The 18,382-nt window shown below is 35.9% G+C and carries 16 protein-coding genes; 11 read left to right on the top strand and 5 right to left on the bottom strand.

The window, feature by feature from the left end; all coding sequences use genetic code 11:
* The first annotated feature begins 490 nt into the window (after window positions 1–490).
* Window positions 491–1,561 (top strand): hypothetical protein, encoded by a 1,071-nt coding sequence (locus BBH99_RS06315; RefSeq protein ID WP_123873040.1) that lies wholly within the window; start codon window positions 491–493, stop codon window positions 1,559–1,561.
* Between the two features lie 37 nt (window positions 1,562–1,598).
* Here BBH99_RS06315 and rsmA read toward each other — a convergent pair whose 3' ends face one another.
* Window positions 1,599–2,369, bottom strand: a complete 771-nt coding sequence (gene rsmA, locus BBH99_RS06310) for a 16S rRNA (adenine(1518)-N(6)/adenine(1519)-N(6))-dimethyltransferase RsmA (protein ID WP_066693470.1) — start codon at window positions 2,367–2,369, stop codon at window positions 1,599–1,601.
* 92 nt (window positions 2,370–2,461) lie between these two features.
* Between rsmA and BBH99_RS06305 the strand changes: the two genes are divergently transcribed.
* The 6 genes from BBH99_RS06305 (at window position 2,462) to BBH99_RS06280 (ending at window position 7,481) form a co-directional block, all read left to right on the top strand.
* Complete coding sequence (locus tag BBH99_RS06305; RefSeq protein ID WP_066693468.1) at window positions 2,462–3,361, top strand: cell division protein FtsX; 900 nt, start codon at window positions 2,462–2,464, stop codon at window positions 3,359–3,361.
* Between the two features lie 2 nt (window positions 3,362–3,363).
* Window positions 3,364–3,660 carry a DUF3098 domain-containing protein gene (locus tag BBH99_RS06300; RefSeq protein WP_066693466.1) on the top strand — a complete coding sequence of 99 codons (297 nt, stop codon included), beginning with the start codon at window positions 3,364–3,366 and terminating at the stop codon, window positions 3,658–3,660.
* A gap of 97 nt (window positions 3,661–3,757) precedes the next feature.
* The gene (locus BBH99_RS06295; protein ID WP_066693464.1) at window positions 3,758–4,576 is read left to right on the top strand and encodes an undecaprenyl-diphosphate phosphatase; all 819 of its coding nucleotides are present in this window, start codon (window positions 3,758–3,760) and stop codon (window positions 4,574–4,576) included.
* 21 nt (window positions 4,577–4,597) lie between these two features.
* Window positions 4,598–5,296 (top strand): tRNA pseudouridine(55) synthase TruB, encoded by a 699-nt coding sequence (truB, locus tag BBH99_RS06290; RefSeq protein WP_066693461.1) that lies wholly within the window; start codon window positions 4,598–4,600, stop codon window positions 5,294–5,296.
* A gap of 28 nt (window positions 5,297–5,324) precedes the next feature.
* Window positions 5,325–6,047, top strand: coding sequence for a 23S rRNA pseudouridine(2604) synthase RluF (rluF, locus tag BBH99_RS06285; RefSeq protein ID WP_066693458.1), 723 nt, complete (start codon window positions 5,325–5,327; stop codon window positions 6,045–6,047).
* 210 nt (window positions 6,048–6,257) lie between these two features.
* Complete coding sequence (locus BBH99_RS06280; RefSeq protein WP_066693455.1) at window positions 6,258–7,481, top strand: YncE family protein; 1,224 nt, start codon at window positions 6,258–6,260, stop codon at window positions 7,479–7,481.
* Between the two features lie 106 nt (window positions 7,482–7,587).
* Here the strand turns inward: BBH99_RS06280 and BBH99_RS06275 are convergent, their stop codons facing one another.
* Both BBH99_RS06275 and BBH99_RS06270 read right to left on the bottom strand, forming a co-directional pair.
* Window positions 7,588–8,835: a helix-hairpin-helix domain-containing protein gene (locus BBH99_RS06275; RefSeq protein ID WP_228390751.1), complete on the bottom strand. Its 1,248-nt coding sequence runs from the start codon at window positions 8,833–8,835 to the stop codon at window positions 7,588–7,590.
* A gap of 187 nt (window positions 8,836–9,022) precedes the next feature.
* Window positions 9,023–9,367, bottom strand: a complete 345-nt coding sequence (locus BBH99_RS06270) for a MerR family transcriptional regulator (RefSeq protein ID WP_066693449.1) — start codon at window positions 9,365–9,367, stop codon at window positions 9,023–9,025.
* 180 nt (window positions 9,368–9,547) lie between these two features.
* Here BBH99_RS06270 and BBH99_RS06265 point away from each other — a divergent pair, with 180 nt between their 5' ends.
* Together BBH99_RS06265 and BBH99_RS06260 are read left to right on the top strand one after the other, a co-directional pair.
* Window positions 9,548–12,220: a reprolysin-like metallopeptidase gene (locus BBH99_RS06265; protein WP_066693447.1), complete on the top strand. Its 2,673-nt coding sequence runs from the start codon at window positions 9,548–9,550 to the stop codon at window positions 12,218–12,220.
* Window positions 12,221–12,328: 108 nt separating this feature from the next.
* On the top strand, window positions 12,329–13,207 hold the full coding sequence (locus tag BBH99_RS06260) for an AraC family transcriptional regulator (RefSeq protein ID WP_066693444.1): 879 nt from the start codon (window positions 12,329–12,331) through the stop codon (window positions 13,205–13,207).
* A 125-nt stretch (window positions 13,208–13,332) separates the two neighbouring features.
* Here BBH99_RS06260 and ccoG read toward each other — a convergent pair whose 3' ends face one another.
* Window positions 13,333–14,775: a cytochrome c oxidase accessory protein CcoG gene (ccoG, locus tag BBH99_RS06255; RefSeq protein WP_066693442.1), complete on the bottom strand. Its 1,443-nt coding sequence runs from the start codon at window positions 14,773–14,775 to the stop codon at window positions 13,333–13,335.
* 258 nt (window positions 14,776–15,033) lie between these two features.
* Between ccoG and BBH99_RS06250 the strand changes: the two genes are divergently transcribed.
* Window positions 15,034–15,927, top strand: coding sequence for an SMP-30/gluconolactonase/LRE family protein (locus tag BBH99_RS06250; RefSeq protein ID WP_066693439.1), 894 nt, complete (start codon window positions 15,034–15,036; stop codon window positions 15,925–15,927).
* A gap of 101 nt (window positions 15,928–16,028) precedes the next feature.
* Here BBH99_RS06250 and BBH99_RS06245 read toward each other — a convergent pair whose 3' ends face one another.
* Window positions 16,029–17,336: a DEAD/DEAH box helicase gene (locus BBH99_RS06245; RefSeq protein WP_066693437.1), complete on the bottom strand. Its 1,308-nt coding sequence runs from the start codon at window positions 17,334–17,336 to the stop codon at window positions 16,029–16,031.
* 422 nt (window positions 17,337–17,758) lie between these two features.
* Between BBH99_RS06245 and BBH99_RS06240 the strand changes: the two genes are divergently transcribed.
* Window positions 17,759–18,382: site-specific DNA-methyltransferase (locus BBH99_RS06240; RefSeq protein WP_262487192.1), on the top strand; the 624-nt coding region annotated here is incomplete at its 3' end.

Raw genomic sequence — 18,382 nt, 5'->3', positions numbered from 1 at the left:
ATAAAATATGTTGGTAAGTAGGTATTGATTTTTTGAAATACACGTTAAATTCAAGTTGATTTTATATGTCTAAAAAAAGAGACTTATTTGATGATTGTTCTTTTTCTTATAGCATGATTTCAGTATTCCTTTTATTTGAAAATGTGTTTTTATATTGATTTTCAGTTGATTGTGTTTGTGTTGACAATTTCGGGGAATTTAACCTTAATATCGAATAATTTCTTTAAATCTTCCGGATTGAAATTGGCATTGCGGTCTTCGCACTGTAATATTGCATCAAAAATTATTAACAAACTATAAAAAAACACAATTATTTATTAGTCAGATTTTACAACATGTAGAACAATTTAAACTGATAAATGAAACATTTGTAAAATAATAATTCCTGTTTATTAAAGAAATTCATAAAGCCAATTGTAATGGCTGGGCTATTATTCCGAATATAAACCTGAACAGGATAAATACATACGTATCTTAACTTAAAAACATAATGAAAAAACAGGCTATTTCGTCATGCATGATTGCATTGGTATTCTCGTCATCAGTATTTGCCCAAGTGGGCATAAATACTCCATCTCCAAAAAGTACAATGGACATAAGTGTTGTAAGAAACGCTGCCGGTGATATTGTCAATAACTCGCAATGGATAGGCTTACAGGCTCCCCGTCTTACACGCGGTGAGCTTACTGCCATTACATCAAGCTATACTACAGACCAAAACGGAGCATTAATATATATTACAGATAGCTCTTCCGGAAATAATTTAGGGCAGAGAGTAAATATAGACAGTGTAGGATATTATTATTTTAATGGCTCATTGTGGCAAAAAATAAAAGATACCAGCGGGGATATTAGTTTATATACCAATAATGGTACTTTGGCAGCTAACAGAACGATTACTGAAAATGGAAATACCCTTACCTTTACAGGGACGGCAGAAGGAGCTAATAAATTTATCAATACTTCAGGTACTTCTTCTCAACAAAAATCACCCCTGCAAATTGTAGACGGAGGACAGGGTGAAGGTAAAGTTTTACTTTCTGATACTAATGGTAACGTACGCTGGCAGATGTACAGAGTACAGAAAACATCCGGAACTATTGGTGCAGGAGTGAATATTCCATTTAATGCAACAAATTTTAGAACAACAGGAACATCCATTACGCTTTCTCCGGGAAAATGGGAGGTGAGTGTTTCTATGTTGCTGCCAGTGGATACGGGAACATTAACTTCATCTGATTGGGTATGGCTGAAGTCTTCCTTTTCAGATACTAATGCCAATGTTTCTGGAATTGCAGGATTATCTGCTGATATTGTTGGTGGAAAACTAATTAGCGGACTTTTTTCAGGTCCTAAGAATAACTCAGCAAATCCCAAATTTAATATGATGACAGGATCTGTGGTTATCATTAACAATACAGGGGCAGACAAAACCTATTTCTATGTGGCAGGATTGTGTGACAGTGAATTTACAGCCGGTACAGGTAAGGCTACAAGGTTTGAATTGTTTGGGGGAGCAGACTGGAGTGAAAATATCATTACAGCAATGCCCGTACAGTAACATAAAGCTCCTTGGATAAGGAGCTTTTGTTATATATCTATTGGTTTTCTTTCCAAAGATTCGCAAAGTGGATGAAATCAGATACGCTCAGTTCTTCCGCTCGTTTATCTAAGAATTCATGGCCCTTTAATGCTTCAGGAATATTCAACGTTTTCAATGCATTGGAAAGCTTTTTTCTTCTTTGGTTGAAACCCGTTTTTACAATTTGCTTGAAAAGAACCTCGTTGCCGGCAAGACCTTCTTTAGGATTTCTTGTGATCCGGATAACACCTGATTTTACTTTTGGAGGCGGATTAAAGACATTCTCATGCACTGTAAACATATAAGATACATCATAATAGGCCTGGATAAGAACAGAAAGTATTCCATAATCCTTAGTCCTTGGAACAGCAGCCGTTCTTTCAGCTACCTCTTTCTGGAACATTCCCACCATTTCAGGGATAAGCTCATAGTGGTCAATAATCTGGAATAATATCTGTGACGAAATATTATACGGGAAGTTCCCGATAATAGCAATCTGCTCATCTTTGATAAAATTAAAATCCTGTTTTAGGAAATCTCCCACAAAAGTATTTTCCGTAACCTTAGAATAATTGTTTTTAAGGTATTCTATAGATTCCGTATCAATTTCGGCTAGATAAATGTTCTGATCTTTTTCAAGAAGATATTTGGTAAGAACGCCCATTCCGGGGCCTACTTCCATGATGTTATTATAGTTCTCAAAACTAAGACCTTCTACAATTTTTCTTGCGATGTTTTCATCCGTCAAAAAGTGTTGACCAAGATGCTTTTTTGCTTTTACACTCAATGTTTTTTATGATTTTATTAACAGTGATTTTCTCTTTTTCGTTCCCAAATTTCGGAAGATTTTTTCTATTTTAGCCAAAAATTTTAATATTAATGGCTAAATCTGTAGATGAGTTTAATAAGAAAAGGCTTCGGTCCAGCAATATTACAGTAGTGATAAGTATTGCCTTAGTGTTATTTTTGTTAGGGTTAATGGGGCTTATTTTAATTAATGCCCAGAAATATTCTGACTATATCAAAGAGCAGTTGGTGGTGAACGCCTACTTTGATGAAAACTATGACGCTAAAGATTCTGTAAAAATTGCAAAACTGGAGGAAGAAACTTTTAAAAAGGTACAGACGTTAGCTCCTGTAAAAAAAGCAACCTATATTTCAAGAAGCATGGCAGCTGCTGAAGCTAAAAAGAGTATGGGGATTGATAGTGATGCATTGTTTGAGGAAAACATCTTCCCATCATCTATTGAAGTGGCTTTAAAACCTGAATATGTAGATCCTGCGAAAATTGATGAAGCAATTAAAGTGATCAAGTCTGTTCCGGGCATCATTGATGTGAAAAATGACAGTACTTTGATGGTTGACGTTTACAACAACCTGAGCAGAATCTTAAAATGGATTTTCGGATTTTCATTACTATTCCTTGTATTGGCTGTAGTGTTAATCAACAATTCCATCCGTCTGAAAATTTTCTCCAAGAGATTTATTATCAAAACCATGCAGCTGGTAGGGGCAAAAAGAAGATTTATTCTTAAACCGTTTATCATTGAGGCAATTGTTTTAGGAGCTATCGGTTCTTTAATTGGTCTTCTTGCTTTGGGAGGTGTTTGGTATTATTTCACAAGTCAGATCGGATCAGCTTTCGTACAGGACAACAATCAGTATTTCTGGTTAGTGATCTTAGTATTGGGTGTAGGAATTTTTATTTCCGTACTAAGTACTATATTTGCTACCTGGAGATTCTTAAAATCAAACGTTGACGATTTATACTACTCTTAATAATGAGCAAAAAAACAAATAAATTTTCTGCTTCAGACTTCGGACGTGAAGCAGAAGCGCCACAGGAAAATACGTTCTATTTCGGACAGCAGAACTTTAAATGGATGCTGATCGGGCTGGCATTTATTGTGGTCGGATTTCTTTTGATGATGGGACCTGACGCCAATACCGTGGATGGTAAGCTTGATCCCAATTCATGGAATGACGATATCTTTTCTATCAGAAGGATCAGAATCGCTCCGTTATTTGTTGTGATAGGTTTCGTTATAGAAGTCTACGCTATTTTAAAAAGAAAATAAATAACAATTTATATTTTGAGATTAAGAGATTAAGACATTTAGAGTCCAGTACTTTAAATATCTCAATCTCTTAATCTTTTAATTTTTTTATAAGAACATGGATTTAATTAAAGCAATTATCATTGCCATTGTAGAAGGATTGACAGAGTATCTTCCTATTTCATCTACAGCACACATGGGGTTCACTGCCAATTTACTGGGAATGCCCGATGATGAATTTTTAAAAATGTTTCAGGTTTCCATACAGTTTGGAGCAATCCTTTCTGTTGTTGTAGCTTATTGGAAAAAGTTTTTCGATCTTAAAAATATTCAGTTTTACTTTAAGTTGGCGTTTGCAGTAGTTCCGGCTTTAGTTCTTGGATATTTATTTGATGATAAAATTGAAGCCGTCCTGGGAAACCAGATTGCTATTTCTTCAGTACTGGTATTAGGCGGAGTGGTTTTATTATTTGCTGATAAATGGTTTAAAAATCCTAAGATTGACGATGAAAAAGGAATTACCATAAGAAATGCAGTAACCATCGGATTCTGGCAGTGTCTGGCTATGATGCCTGGAACAAGCCGTAGTGCTGCTTCCATTATTGGCGGGATGGCACAGGGACTTACGAGGAAAGCTGCTGCAGAATTCTCTTTCTTCCTTGCTGTGCCTACGATGTTGGCCGTAACGGTGTATTCCGTTTTTGTAAAAACATGGGGAAAAGAAACGGCTAATCCTCAGAAAGGATACGAAATGATTATGGCTTCACAGGATCATATTATGATCTTTGTAATTGGGAATGTTGTTGCATTTATTGTAGCACTTATCGCGATCAAAGCCTTCATCGGAGTACTTAACAAATATGGTTTCAAACCTTGGGGATGGTACCGTATTTTCGTAGGAATTGCCTTATTAATCTATTTTTATTTCTTTAAATAAAAAATATTTATATATCCATTCATGACGGCGGAAGAACTGAAATCAGGATACATATTTTTATTGGATAAGCCTCTGGACTGGACTTCCTTCCAGGCTGTCAATAAAATGAAATACAAATTGAAAAGGGAGTTTGACCTTCCTAAAAAATTTAAAATAGGACATGCAGGAACGCTGGATCCAAGAGCTACAGGTCTTCTGATTGTCTGCTGCGGAAAATTTACCAAAAAGATCCCTGAAATTCAGGATGCCCCGAAAGAATATTGGACTGAGATTAAAATAGGAGTTCAGACAGAATCCTATGATACTGAAAAACCGGAAATTCTTCATCAGGATATTTCGCATATCACAGAACAGCAGGTAAAAGAAGCGTTGGAAAAATTTGTGGGAGAGATTGAACAAAAACCCCCGGTGTATTCAGCCATAAAGATTGATGGTGAAAGAGCCTATAATCTGGCAAGGGCAGGAGAGGAAGTGGAAATGAAATCCAGAAAAACAACCATTCATTATATCAGCGATATCAAAATTGATTTTCCTTTGGTAAGCTTTACGGTTGGATGTTCAAAAGGAACTTATATCAGAAGTCTTGCCCATGATATTGGTCAGGAACTGGGAGTAGGAGCTTATTTAACCCAATTAAGAAGAACCAAAATCGGAGACTATAAAATTGAAGATGCTACAGATCAGTTTTTAAATAACGATTTCAGATTTCAAGGTGAATGAAAAATCATACCAACTACGGTAGAAGCTAATGGAAAAGACACGTATTAATAAATATTTATCAGAAGTAGGGTACTGTTCGAGAAGAGCGGCTGATAAACTGCTGGAGGAAGGAAGAATAAAGATTAATGGTAAAATACCTGAATTAGGAACAAAAGTTTCTGATGAAGACCTTGTGGAAGTAGACGGAAAACCTATCAGGGAGCCACAGGAAAAACCTGTTTATATTGCTTTCAATAAACCTGTAGGAATTGTGTGTACTACAGATACTAAGCGTGAAAAGAATAATATCGTAGATTATATCAACCATCCGAAAAGAATCTTCCCGATCGGAAGACTTGATAAGCCTAGTGAAGGACTTATTCTTTTAACCAGTGATGGTGATATCGTGAATAAAATCCTTCGTGCAAGAAATAACCACGAAAAAGAATATCTGGTACGTGTAGATAAGCCGATTACTCCAAGATTTCTTGAAAAAATGAGAAATGGAGTTCCAATTCTGGACACAGTTACCAGGAAATGTGAGGTGGAGAAAATTGATGAAATGAACTTCAGAATTATTCTTACACAAGGCTTAAACAGACAGATCCGTAGAATGTGTGAATATCTGGGATACGAAGTGAAAAAACTGAAAAGAATTCGTATCATGAATATAAAACTAGATCTCCCTATCGGAAAATGGAGAGACTTAACAGAGGATGAACTGAACACATTAAATACTCTGTTAACAGATTCAAGTAAAACATTCGATTAAAATTATAATTATTAAGCAGGAAATTATTTCCTGCTTATTTTTTTGCAACATACAATTTTCATCATGATTATTATTTAGCTATAGAGTAAAAGATTGAATAGAGTGTTTTGGAATTACTATTTACAAAATTCCCATATTGGTGTAATATTTTCTATTTTTCGTATAAATTATGTTATATTTATAATGTAAATAACTAAATAACTGAAAATCATGAAATTAAAATTCAACAAAGTTCCCTTATTCCTCATGATGCTGATGATATTATCTAATTGTCAGGACGATAATCATCAGGAGATTCCCCATGACACTGCTTTTTTTATTGACTATAGAAGTCTCACAGGGCAATCGGACGGTATAGCTGTGATAGAGCTTGATCCTGAAGCTCCGGATTTTGGAAACATCAGCAGCAAACTTGAATTAGGAGTTGGCGTTCTGCCTCACCACCTTTATTATAACCAGAGCAAAAATAAATTGTATTCAACTGCTTTGGGAGGCAGTTATCTCTACGAAATAAAAGCGGAAAAAGACAAGATCGGACAGCCCAAATTAGTAAGCGCAACCCCTATTGATACAGGTGAGAATACAGTAGGAGAAAATTTATTTTTCACCAATGACGGAAGATTCTTTATGACTTTTATGGGGGGAGCAGGAGGTCTGAAAGATGGGAGTGTAGGGGTCTTTAATGCCAGTAATAATAAGCTTATCAAAACCATTAAGGCTCCAATTCAGGATAATCCCAATAAGTTTATCATGTATCCGCATGGTATTTCTGTGAATGAAGAAAAAGGACTCATGATGGTTACTTCTACCATTCATCCGGATCTTACCAGCGGATTTGGAAATACCTGTACCTTAATAGATCTGAATACATATGAATTAAAAGAAACTTATCAGGTTGCCGACTCTCCAACAGATTTGTCCAGCCCTGTCGAAGTGTTATTACTCCGTGGTAAGTTTCCGCAGTATGCCCTTGCCACAACAATGCTTGGCGGTGATATCTGGATTGCTCCCTACAATGCTACAACCAAGAAATATGATGCTTTTACCAAAATATTTGATGGCAGTAAACAGGGATTAGGCTGGACACTCGAAATGTATATTGATGATAACAACCGGCTTTATGTAAGCTTTGCAGATCCTGGAAAAGTTCTGGTATTTGATATCAGTAATCTTCCCAATCTAAAACTTTTAAAAACTCTTACTGCAGATAAAGGAGCCCATCATATGGTTTTCTTTAAAACCAAAAAAGGAAAAGAAGTAGTAGCAGTACAAAATAACCTGCTGGATCTTCCTAACCTGAATTCAGGAACCATTAGTGTCATTGAGATTGAAACGGGAAAAACGCTGGGAACTGTTAACTTACGTTCTAAATACGGAATGCTTCCGGAATCCATCGAAGGAACCAATGGCCCCAGTAATTATATGCATCATTAAAAATAAACGAATATTTCAGAGTAAAACTCCCCAAAATAAAAGTACTTGTTTGGGGAGTTTTTTGTTGATATGATTAACTGTTTAAATAATATATTTAGTGATCGTCTTATTTTAAGTATAGTTTCATTCTTTCTTCATATTCAGGTTTTAATTTCAAAAACTTTAGAATTTTCTTATCATCAGGATAGGTTGTCCTGTAGAAAATAATTTTATCTGCAGAATATTTGAAATAGGGATGGTCTTTCAGCCAATCTTCAGGAGCTTCCACTAAGCTATATTTAGGCACATTGGAAGCATCTAACGGTGCAATGGATATTAATTTTTGAACCAATTCCTTATCAATATCATAAGTGTCCAGAATCTGCTGTTTGATAACAAAACCTCTCAGCTTTTTTCTAAAGCCAATCATGGAACCGGCACTCTTTTCATCCAGTCCAAACTCTATAAGCTGTTTAAAAGTAATAGTATTGAGATCTGTTTTTGAAAAATCCGTTTTTTCCTGCTGTATATCCTCTTTCTTTATAGTTTCCGGATTAAGCTTTATAAAAGATTTCATCTCCTGGAATTTTTCTGAAGAAATCACAAAACATTTTTGAATATCATCTATATTTTTAAAACTGCCGCGGAGATTTTTATCACGGTAATTAACAATAGTTTGGGCCTGTTTTTCAGAAAAGCCAAGTGCTTTCCAACCCTCAGCATCCAAACGGTTCGGATCAAAATTATAATATTTTACTTTTATTTTTTCAGAATATTGAGTGGCAGACATCTTAAAACTCTCAGGAGTTTTCGCAGGTAACAATAAATAAGGCACTAGTTTGTTGTAATTTTCCGGGGAAATGATAAAGCATTCTCTGAATTTTTCTTTGCTGATAAAGCTTCCGCCAAGATAACTTTTATATTTTAGAATAGCTTCGGCCTGCTTTTCACTGAACCCCATTTTGATCCAATCATGAACAGTTTTGAGATCAGGGTTGAACTTTCCGGTTACTATGATCTCTTTCTTTTCAAAGCTGTTAAAGCGTTTTGAATTATCCTTTGCAGAAAACTCAGGAAGAAGTATGAAAGGTTTTATTTCTTCAAATTTTTCATCAGAAATTGCATAGCATTTTTTGAGCTGCTCTTTCGATGTGAAAGTTCCGCCTACAATCTCTTTATATTTAAGAATAATAGATGCCTGTTTTTCAGAAAAGCCAAGCTTTTGCCACCGTTCCGGAGTTAAAACATTAGGATCAAAATCTGCTAGATTGTGAGTAGTTGAAGAAGTGGTAATAAATTTTGCCTCAGGAAAAGATTCTTTATCCCTGCTGGTATACTTCTGAAAAGCCAATAAAATAGTCAGTAAAATGACCATAAAAGCCAGTTTTTGGTAATAGTTTTTTCTCATTATGTGTATAAAGCATAAACATATTGATAAAAACCACACATGACAATAGTGGCTGTTGAAATGGTTGAATTTAGAATATAGAAAAGTGTAATCTGTTAAAAATTAATACCTTATATTCTTTGGCGTAGAATGATTTAAAGAAAAGTAGAAGAAATTATTCAGTGTCTCTATCACCCAGTGATTCTTTCAGCTTTAAAAGTTCAGCTTTTACAAACTCAAGGCGGTCAATAATAGTGATGGTTTCAGAAATTTTACTGTTGGTAGTTAAAGCAACACGCGCTCCATCCAGCGTATATCCTTTTTCTTTAACCAAATGATAGATCATCTGCAGGTTCTTGATATCCTCAGGAGTAAAATAGCGGTTTCCTTTTTTATTCTTTTTAGGTTTGATGATAGGAAACTCCTGTTCCCAATAGCGTATTAATGAAGTGTTTACATCGAATGCTTTAGCGACTTCTCCTATGGAATAATACAGTTTATCAGGTAAGTTTATTTTCATTTTACAGCTCCTAAACTTCAAAGATAAAAATTTTTTAAAGTTTCATCCAAATATATCTTGCAAAGTACTGCTATAACCTGAATTTTTAATCAGTAAATAAAAATATCCTTATGTTGTGAAAAAAATATAAAATAAATGATATTTTTTATAACTTAATGAAACACAAAAAACTACAATGATATGAAACATTATTTCTTTATTTTCGCACTGATGATTCCTTTCCTGGGATTTTCACAGTGGAAGAGGACCGAAATTAGGGCCCAAAAAGTTAAAAAATCTCAGGAAAAACTCGAATTTTCAGGACTTTATTCACTTGATGCCAATCAGCTCCAACAACTTCTGAAAAATGCACCTGCCCGTCTTTCAGGTCAAAAAGGAGCAGTTATTTCTCTTCCTAATGCTAAAGGTAAGCTGGAAAAGTTCCAGGTTTGGGAGTATTCTAATATGGCTCCTGAATTACAGGCAAAATATCCTGATATTAAATCCTATGTAGGAACTGCTTTGGAAGATCCTAGCGTATATTTAAGATTCAGCCTCTCACCAGTGGGATTTTCTTCCATGATCACCCGTTCAGGAATGTCAGAGTTTATTGAACCTTATACAGAAGACAGAACAGTATATGCTGTTTTCGATTCCAATGCAAGAAGAGGGCAGGATAAAGAACCTTTTGAATGCTCCACAACAGAGAAAGCAATAGAAAGTACTCTTGAAAAAAAAAACAATGCTGTAAATAAAAAGACGGCCGGTTTTAATACTTTCAGATTGGCTATAGCTTGTACCCATGAGTACGCAGAATATCATATAACCGGAGCAGCTCTTCCTGCCACAGCTACTGAAGCTGAGAAGAAAGCAGTTGTACTAGCTGCAATGAATGCGAGCCTTACGCGTATGAACAGCGTTTTTGAAAAAGACTTATCCCTTCATTTCAATTTAGTTGCCAATAATGACCTTATTATTTATACAAGTGCAGCTACCGACCCCTATCCTCAAGGAGACGAAATATCAGGTGTACAAAGTGATATTGATACAAAAATAGGGTCAGAAAATTATGACATGGGGCATATATTTGATAGAGAAGATGGAAATGGTTATGCGCCGGGAGATATATGTGATAATGCTACAAAAGCAAAAGGATGGACGGCAAGTAACTATCCGGAAGGAGACAACTTTGACATAGATTATGTAGCTCATGAAATGGGGCATCAGCTGGGAGCCAATCACTCTTACAGTTATAAAAATGGCTCAGGTGATCCGAACTCTCTGGTAGAGCCAGGAAGCGGCTCCTCAATTATGGCTTATACAGGGATTACTAATAGCTATGATGTTCAGTTTAATTCGGATGATTATTATCAATCTTTCAATATCACTGAAATAAAAAATAAAATCAACAGTATTACTTGTGGGGTTAATACTCCTTTTACTGGGGCAGCTCCATCTGTAAGTGCTGGAGCAGATTATACAATTCCTAAATCTACACCTTTTGTATTAAAAGGAACCACGGCTGATACTAATAGTTCTTCATACACTTATACATGGGAACAAATGGACCCGGCGGCAGGCCAGTTTGCTAGTAATTCCATTCCTTATGCTGCAAAACCATCTGGGCCTACTTTTAGATCTGTGAAACCCATAAGTTCCTTAACAAGATATTTTCCGGACTTTAATAAAGTATTGGCTGGAGTCTTAACGACAAAATGGGAAACCGTATCTAGTGTAGGAAGAAGTCTTAATTTTGATATTACGGTAAGAAATAATAGTCCATTAGATCCGCAAACAAATAGAGATGGAATGCTTGTGACTGTAAACGCAGATTCTGGACCATTTAAGGTTACTGCACCAACATTTGGACAGTCATTGAGTTCCGGAGGAGTATTTACTGTAACCTGGGGTGTTGCTAATACCAATCAGGCTCCTGTTAATACGGAAAATGTTAATATTAAATTATCAAAAGACGGAGGGCAGACTTTTACTGTTATTGCAGCTAATACTCCTAACGATGGTACTGAACAAATAACTATTCCTGCAGGTTCTACCTCAGCGAATGCTTTTATTTTGATAGAAGCCGTTAATAATATTTACTATGCTGTGAGCCCAAGTTTTGTAATTGATTATTCAGTTACAGGAGAAAGCTGTGCAACATATACCTATAATGGTAATCCGGTACCAATTACTGATGGCCCGGGTGGAGATGCAGCTATTTCATCACCTATGGTTTCAGTTCCTTTAATGGTTAATAATACAGGAATTATTACCAAAATTAAAGTTAGCCCTGTAGTTACCCACCCTTATGTAAAAGATCTGTCAATAGGAATAGAGGGACCAATGGGAACATCCGCTCTTGTTTGGAACAGGCAATGTGGCTCCCAGGATAATATTCAAGCTACCTTTAGTGATGCAGGTTCTGCTGCTACCTGTGCAACTCCAATTCAGGGGGAAGTGAAGTCTAATGAAACATTAGGTATTTTTGTAGGACATCCAGCACAGGGACAGTGGAAATTATTCGCATCAGATAATTTTACAGGAGATGCAGGAACCATTACAGGATGGAGTCTTCAGGTATGTACCCGTGAGACAGGTACTTTGGCCACAAGAGAAGCATCTTCTCCTTTAGCCGATGATATTAAAGTATATCCAAACCCAAGTGATGGTCATTTCTTTATTAAATCTCAGAATATAAAAGGTGAAGTGAAAGTGAATGTATTGGATGCAAGCGGAAGACTGATTCATTCATCAGCTTATCAGAGTGAAGGAAATAATACCAAAGAACTGAATATTAATGCACCAAAAGGAGTATATGTAATCAGCATAAGCTCTTCAAAAGGAGTCTACAATAGTAAACTGGTGATTAAATAAATAAGTATTACATAGAATGAAAAGGATCGGCAATAGCCGGTCCTTTTTTGTATTGGATTTGTGGCTTGGCTTTATTTATAGTACTTTTATCATTCATTTATTTTCAGGATGAATTCTATTTCTGTTCTTCATATTGATCTTTTTCAGGGTAATGATCCTTCGGATTTTTATTTTAATACCATGAAAGACCATTTGATTGTGGGGCATCAGCACATAGAAAAGCCTCACAGACATAATTTTTACGCAACTGTTCTTTTCACCCAGGGAAGTGGTGTCCATGAAATTGATTTCCAAAGATATGAGGTTTCAGAAGGAAGCTTATTCTTTCTTTCACCAGGGCAGATTCACAGTTGGGAGCTTTCGGAAGATATAGATGGGTACATTTTCTTTTGTTCCCAGGAATTTTATGAGATGCATTATGTGAATCAGAAGCTGAGGAATTTTCCTTTTTTCGGATCCGTGTCTTTTCCAAGAAAATTACAGCTGGATGCAGTAGAATTAGAGAAGAACATTTATTTATTTCAGGAGCTGGAAAGAGAACATCAATCTAATAGTTTGATGAAAAACGGACTTATTTTATCACTAATGTCTCAGGTTTTCATCAATTCAACCCGTTTGTTTTCAAAGGATTTCGATACACTGACCTCTTCTGCCGGACTTTCTTATTTTAAACACTATCAGGATTTTGAAAGTCTTATTGAACAGCATTTTACAGAACATAAATCAATAGCTTATTACGCTTCTTTATTAGGTATTTCATCCAAGCATCTGAACAGAACCGTACAGGCGGTAGTACAGAAAACAGCTACAGAAGTGATTACAGAAAGGGTAGTGCTGGAAGCCAAAAGAATGTTGATGTACCTTGATGAAAACCTTGTTGAAATTGCTTTCAGATTAGGGTATGAAGAGTATTCTTACTTTGTAAGAGTATTCCGGAAAAATTCCGGAATGACTCCTACTCAGTTTATGAGGAAATATAAGGCCTAATTTGGGTTGAAGCTCAAGACTTAAAGGTTGTATAATGGCAGGTCTTTAATTCTTTTATTGTACAATAGGTTATTAGTTAATGGTTTTATAAACTTAGAACCCCAAATCCTGTATTTCTCTCTATATTACAGCGCTAGTTTAAAAGGTCCTTCAAATGTAGTTTCAAATGAATCTACCATTTTTCCTTCTTCATCAAAAACACCAATAACCATATTTTGTTTTGAAAATTTGATTTTGTCTTCAGGGAAAGAGATATTGATGTTTCCTTTTAAGATCTGGTCACCCTTCAGGATAATTTTTTCAGATCCGAAATAAGTAATCTCAGCATCTTCAGGACTAATAACTTTAATGGTTAGCGTCTTTTTCTCGTTCGATTTATTCAGAAGAGTATAAATGAAGGTATTGGTGATTTTACCATCTTTAATGAAGAACGTAGAACCCGCCGGTTTAATAAATTTCGCTTCCATAGATCCACGGTCATACATTAAAAAGCCAAGGAAACCAACTAACAGAACCAAAATGACCGTAGTAGCCTTCATTCTCGAAGTGAATTTGAATTTCTCCTGATTCTCAATTTCAGATTCAGTCGCATAACGGATTAATCCTTTTGGAAGACCAACTTTATCCATTACTTCATCGCAGGCATCAATACATGCAGTACAGTTCACACATTCCAATTGCTGCCCGTTTCTGATGTCAATTCCTGTAGGACAGACTACAACGCATTGATTACAATCTATACAATCTCCCTTGCCAGCCGTTTTTCTGTCTTCATTATTTCTCCATTTGGAACGGCCTTCTCCTCTTTTGAAATCGTAATATACGTTGATCGTCTGTTTATCAATTAAAACTCCCTGAAGCCTTCCGTAAGGGCAAACAAGAGTACATACCTGCTCACGTAGCCACGCAAAAACAAAATAAAAAGTCATCGTGAAAAAGATCATCGTGATGAACTTTAAAGGATGTTCAGCAGGACCGTCAATCATAATCTGAAAAACCTGCTCATAGCCTACAATATACATGAACATAAAGGTAGAGATGACCATAGAAATGAGGATAAATACAGCCCATTTTGTAAGTCTTTTTCTTATCTTTTCAGCATCCCATTCCTGTCTGTCGAGCTTCATTTGTTTATTTCGGTCGCCTTCAATCCAGTATTCTATTTTACGGAATACCATTTCCATAAATAAAGTCTGAGGACACAGCCAGCCGCAGAATATTCTTCCGAAAACCACCGTAAACAGCATGACGAAGATCACAGAAGTAACCGCTCCCAAAGCAAGAATGAAAAAGTCCTGAAGGTAAAACGGCTGCCCGATGATAAAAAATTTTCTGTCAATAACGTTAAATAAAAAGAACGGATTGTTATTGATCTTTATAAAAGGTAATCCAAAGAAAAGAGCCAATAAAGCGTAGCTGGTGTAGTTTCTGTAATTCGTATATTTTCCTTTCGGTTTTCTGGGGAAGATCCATTTTCTTTTTCCGGTTTCATCCATTGTTCCTACCGAATTTCTGAAATCTTCATTTTCAATTTCCAGGGATTTGATGTTGTTGGACTCTGCGCTCATTATCGTATGCTATAAAAGTATTTTGGTAATATTCTTCATCCGGATCAATACCTGTTTCCTCAACTGAATTTCTATAACTAAACGGTATCGATTCCTCAACTGCAAAGCTCTGGATTATATCTGTCGACTCCTAATATGATCTACTTCAAAAATAGGACAATTAGGACATTTTGTATTTTAAAATATATTGAATCAAAATGAGAAAATACCTTTGAAACCGATAAAGCATGTTGTAAATTGCAGATCTAAAAATAAATAATGAAGCATATCAGTAAAGTAGGACTGATTGGTTTGGTTTTCGCATTGGTAAACTGTCAATCAGTAAATAGTAGTAAAATGTTTTATGAAGGTGTAAAACCCAAAATGGTTTCTGATAAGTTTAGCTTTACAGAGGGCCCATCAGCAGATCAGGAGGGAAATGTATATTTTACCGATCAGCCTAATGATAAGATCTATTACTGGGACTGGAAAAGCAATCAGATTATAGAATTCTTAGATAAAACGGGGAGGGCAAACGGAACGCACTTTGATAAAGACGGTTTCCTGATTACCTGTTCGGATGATAACGGAGAGATGTGGAAGATCTCAAAAGATAAAAAAATAGAAGTTTTATTCAAAGGTTTTGAAGGCAAAAGGCTGAATGGGCCTAACGATGTCTGGAATGATGCTTTTGGTGGGATGTATTTCACAGATCCTTTATATGAAAGAGATTACTGGATCAATTTTAAACAGGAAATCCCTAATAAAAGTTTGTATTACAGGAATAAGAATGGTAAAATCAGTAAGTTAGATACTTTTACCCAACCTAACGGAATTGTAGGAAGTGAAAAGCTGAGAAAATTATACCTTTCAGACATTGATGCTGGCAAAACCTATGTGTATGATATTCTGGGAGAAGGAAAACTATCCGAGAAAAAATTATTCTGTGAAATGGGTTCAGATGGAATGACATTGGATAAACACGGAAACCTATATTTAACCGGAGACGGAGTACATGTTTTTAACCGAGAAGGAAAGAAGATTTATCATATTCCCATTCCTGAAAAATGGACCTCCAATGTTACTTTCGGAGGAGAAAATAATGATATTCTATTCATTACCGCTTCAAAATCGGTATATACTTTTCCGATGAGAGTAAGAGGAATAAAATAATTTTTTGTCATTAGCGACGAAGCAATCTCTTATTATTAAACATGATTATAAAGATGAGATTGCTTCACTTCGTTCGCAATGACATATTATTAGTAGAAGCTTTAATAAGCTACTTCCATTTTCACTTTTTTCCCTTTCAACCTTTCATTCTGAAGTTTTCTCAGAACAGCGTTCACCTTATTTCTGGAAACTGCAACATAAGAAGTAGTGTCTTTTACTTCAATAACGCCCACATCTTCTTTCTGTAATTCTCCTTTTTTAAGCAGATATCCTACAATATCTACCTTATTGACCTTATCTTTTTTTCCTGCACTGATGTAAATCGTCTGGAAAGGTGTTTTTTGCGGAACCTTAGTAAATCCTGCAACACTTTCTTCAGGAGTATCATTCTTGATGAACGGAAAATTATCATCTTCATTCATGATGAGGTATACAAAACCTTTGGCATTCATCCTTGCGGTACGCCCGTTTCTGTGGATGAAAGCATCTTCTTTTGGAGGAAGCTGATAATGTACAATAGATTCCACTTCAGGAATATCCAGTCCGCGGGCAGCTAAATCTGTTGTGATAAGGATCCTTGCAGAATCATTTCTGAATTTTAATAAGGCGCGTTCCCTTTCATCCTGTTCCATTCCGCCATGGAAGGTTTCTCTGTCGATTCCCATCTGATGAAGAAGCTCAGAAATACGGTCTACCGCATCACGGTGGTTGCAGAAGATCAGCGTCCTTTTATTCCCGATTTTACAAACCAGATTGAATAAGGTATCCAGTTTTTCTTCCGGAATGGTCATTACTTTTCTCAGCTGAAGATCCGGTTTCACATCATTTTCTTTAAGGAAGCTGATGATTTTCTCATCTTTTAATCCTGTAAAGGCAGGAATTTCATCCATCGCTGTTGCAGATGTTAAAACTCTTTGAGAAAGTCCTTTTAAAGAATTACAGATGAACTCCATATCATCATGAAAGCCCAATTCCAAGGCTTTATCAAACTCATCCAGAACCAAAGTCTTAACTGTTTTCGGGTCAAAATTATTGTTTCTTACGTGATAAGTAACTCTTCCCGGAGTTCCGATTAGAACAGCCGGAGCTTCAATTAAATTATTGACTTCAATCTTTTTATCATGTCCACCATAGCAAACGGAAACCTTAAAATCTGTTCCCATCGATTTGAAAACCTGCTCAATCTGCAAGGCCAATTCTCTGGCAGGAACCAATATTAATGCCTGAACACCCTGAACATCCTTTTTCAGATTTCTGAGCACCGGAAATAAAAAAGCAAGCGTTTTTCCTGATCCGGTAGGAGAGAGCAATACAATATCCGTATTGTTTTCAGAGGCTTTGTAAGTAGATTTCTGCATCTGATTCATATCCTGAATCTGCAGCTTTTGATAAATTGATTGTAGTTCCATGCTGCAAAGGTAGTGAATTTTAGGGTTTGAGAGTTCTAGAGTGGGAGGGTTTGAGAATGATAGAGTTTGAGAGTGAGGATGAATTATTGCCCTTCTTTAATTTAGAATTGCTGTCATTCTGAACGGAGCGTAGCGAAGTGAAGAATCTCAATTTTTAATAAAGCGAGATGCTTCGACTCCGCTCAGCATGACAACTCTGGTACTGTCCTGTTGATGAGTATACTGTCAGGCTGAGCGGAGTCGAAGCCTTTTGTGAGGTTTTAATGATAATTGGCTACCCATCAGAACTGCGGTTTTTTATACTATAACAATTTGAGCATTCACTTGCAAAGCAAAATTCACTATTGATATTTGGATTTACGGGAAGCCGTAATGTCTGATCACCTGACCATAGTAGATTTGAGGAAATAAAACTTAATACCATGAAACTCTATCAAACCCTTGAAAACCAAATCAAGAAAGAACCTAATTACGTTTCTGATAACGGAGAAATTAAAAAATGGGTAGTCCTCAACAAGGCACAAAATTTTGATGAAGAACTCATCGGATTACTTTTGGAAGACACAGATCTGAAAGAAAAATTTTTCATCAAAGTAAAAGATATCTGGGTATTTAAACAAAATCTTTTTATTCAGTTCCTTGAGCAGAAAAACTATCTGAATGACAGTTATACCCAATTCAAAAACAAAGTAGGTTTAACAATTGATGGTAAGCATTTGAAGCAGCGCAACGAAGTTTCATTGGTCTGGCCATTCAAAGACTGTATTCTGGAAGGCGGCCAAAGCCGTGAAGAAGATAAACGAGAAGAGATCTTCTTTAATGAAGTGCTGGCGCAGGATGAAATTACAGAACTATTGGATCCAAAAGTCCTGACGAATGTCAAACGGTTTGATAAAAATGGAGAACATCATTTTGATCAATTTAATAGGGATGAAAATGGAACGATTACCGATAATTTAATTATCAAAGGAAATAATCTGCTAGCACTACATTCTCTGAAAAAGGAATTTGCAGGAAAAGTGAAGCTTATTTATATAGATCCGCCT

The organism is Chryseobacterium contaminans (assembly GCF_001684955.1).
Classification (GTDB): Bacteria; Bacteroidota; Bacteroidia; order Flavobacteriales; family Weeksellaceae; genus Chryseobacterium; species Chryseobacterium contaminans.
The sequence above is the reverse complement of the archived record's forward strand: the minus strand, read 5'-3'. Positions and strand labels throughout refer to the sequence as shown.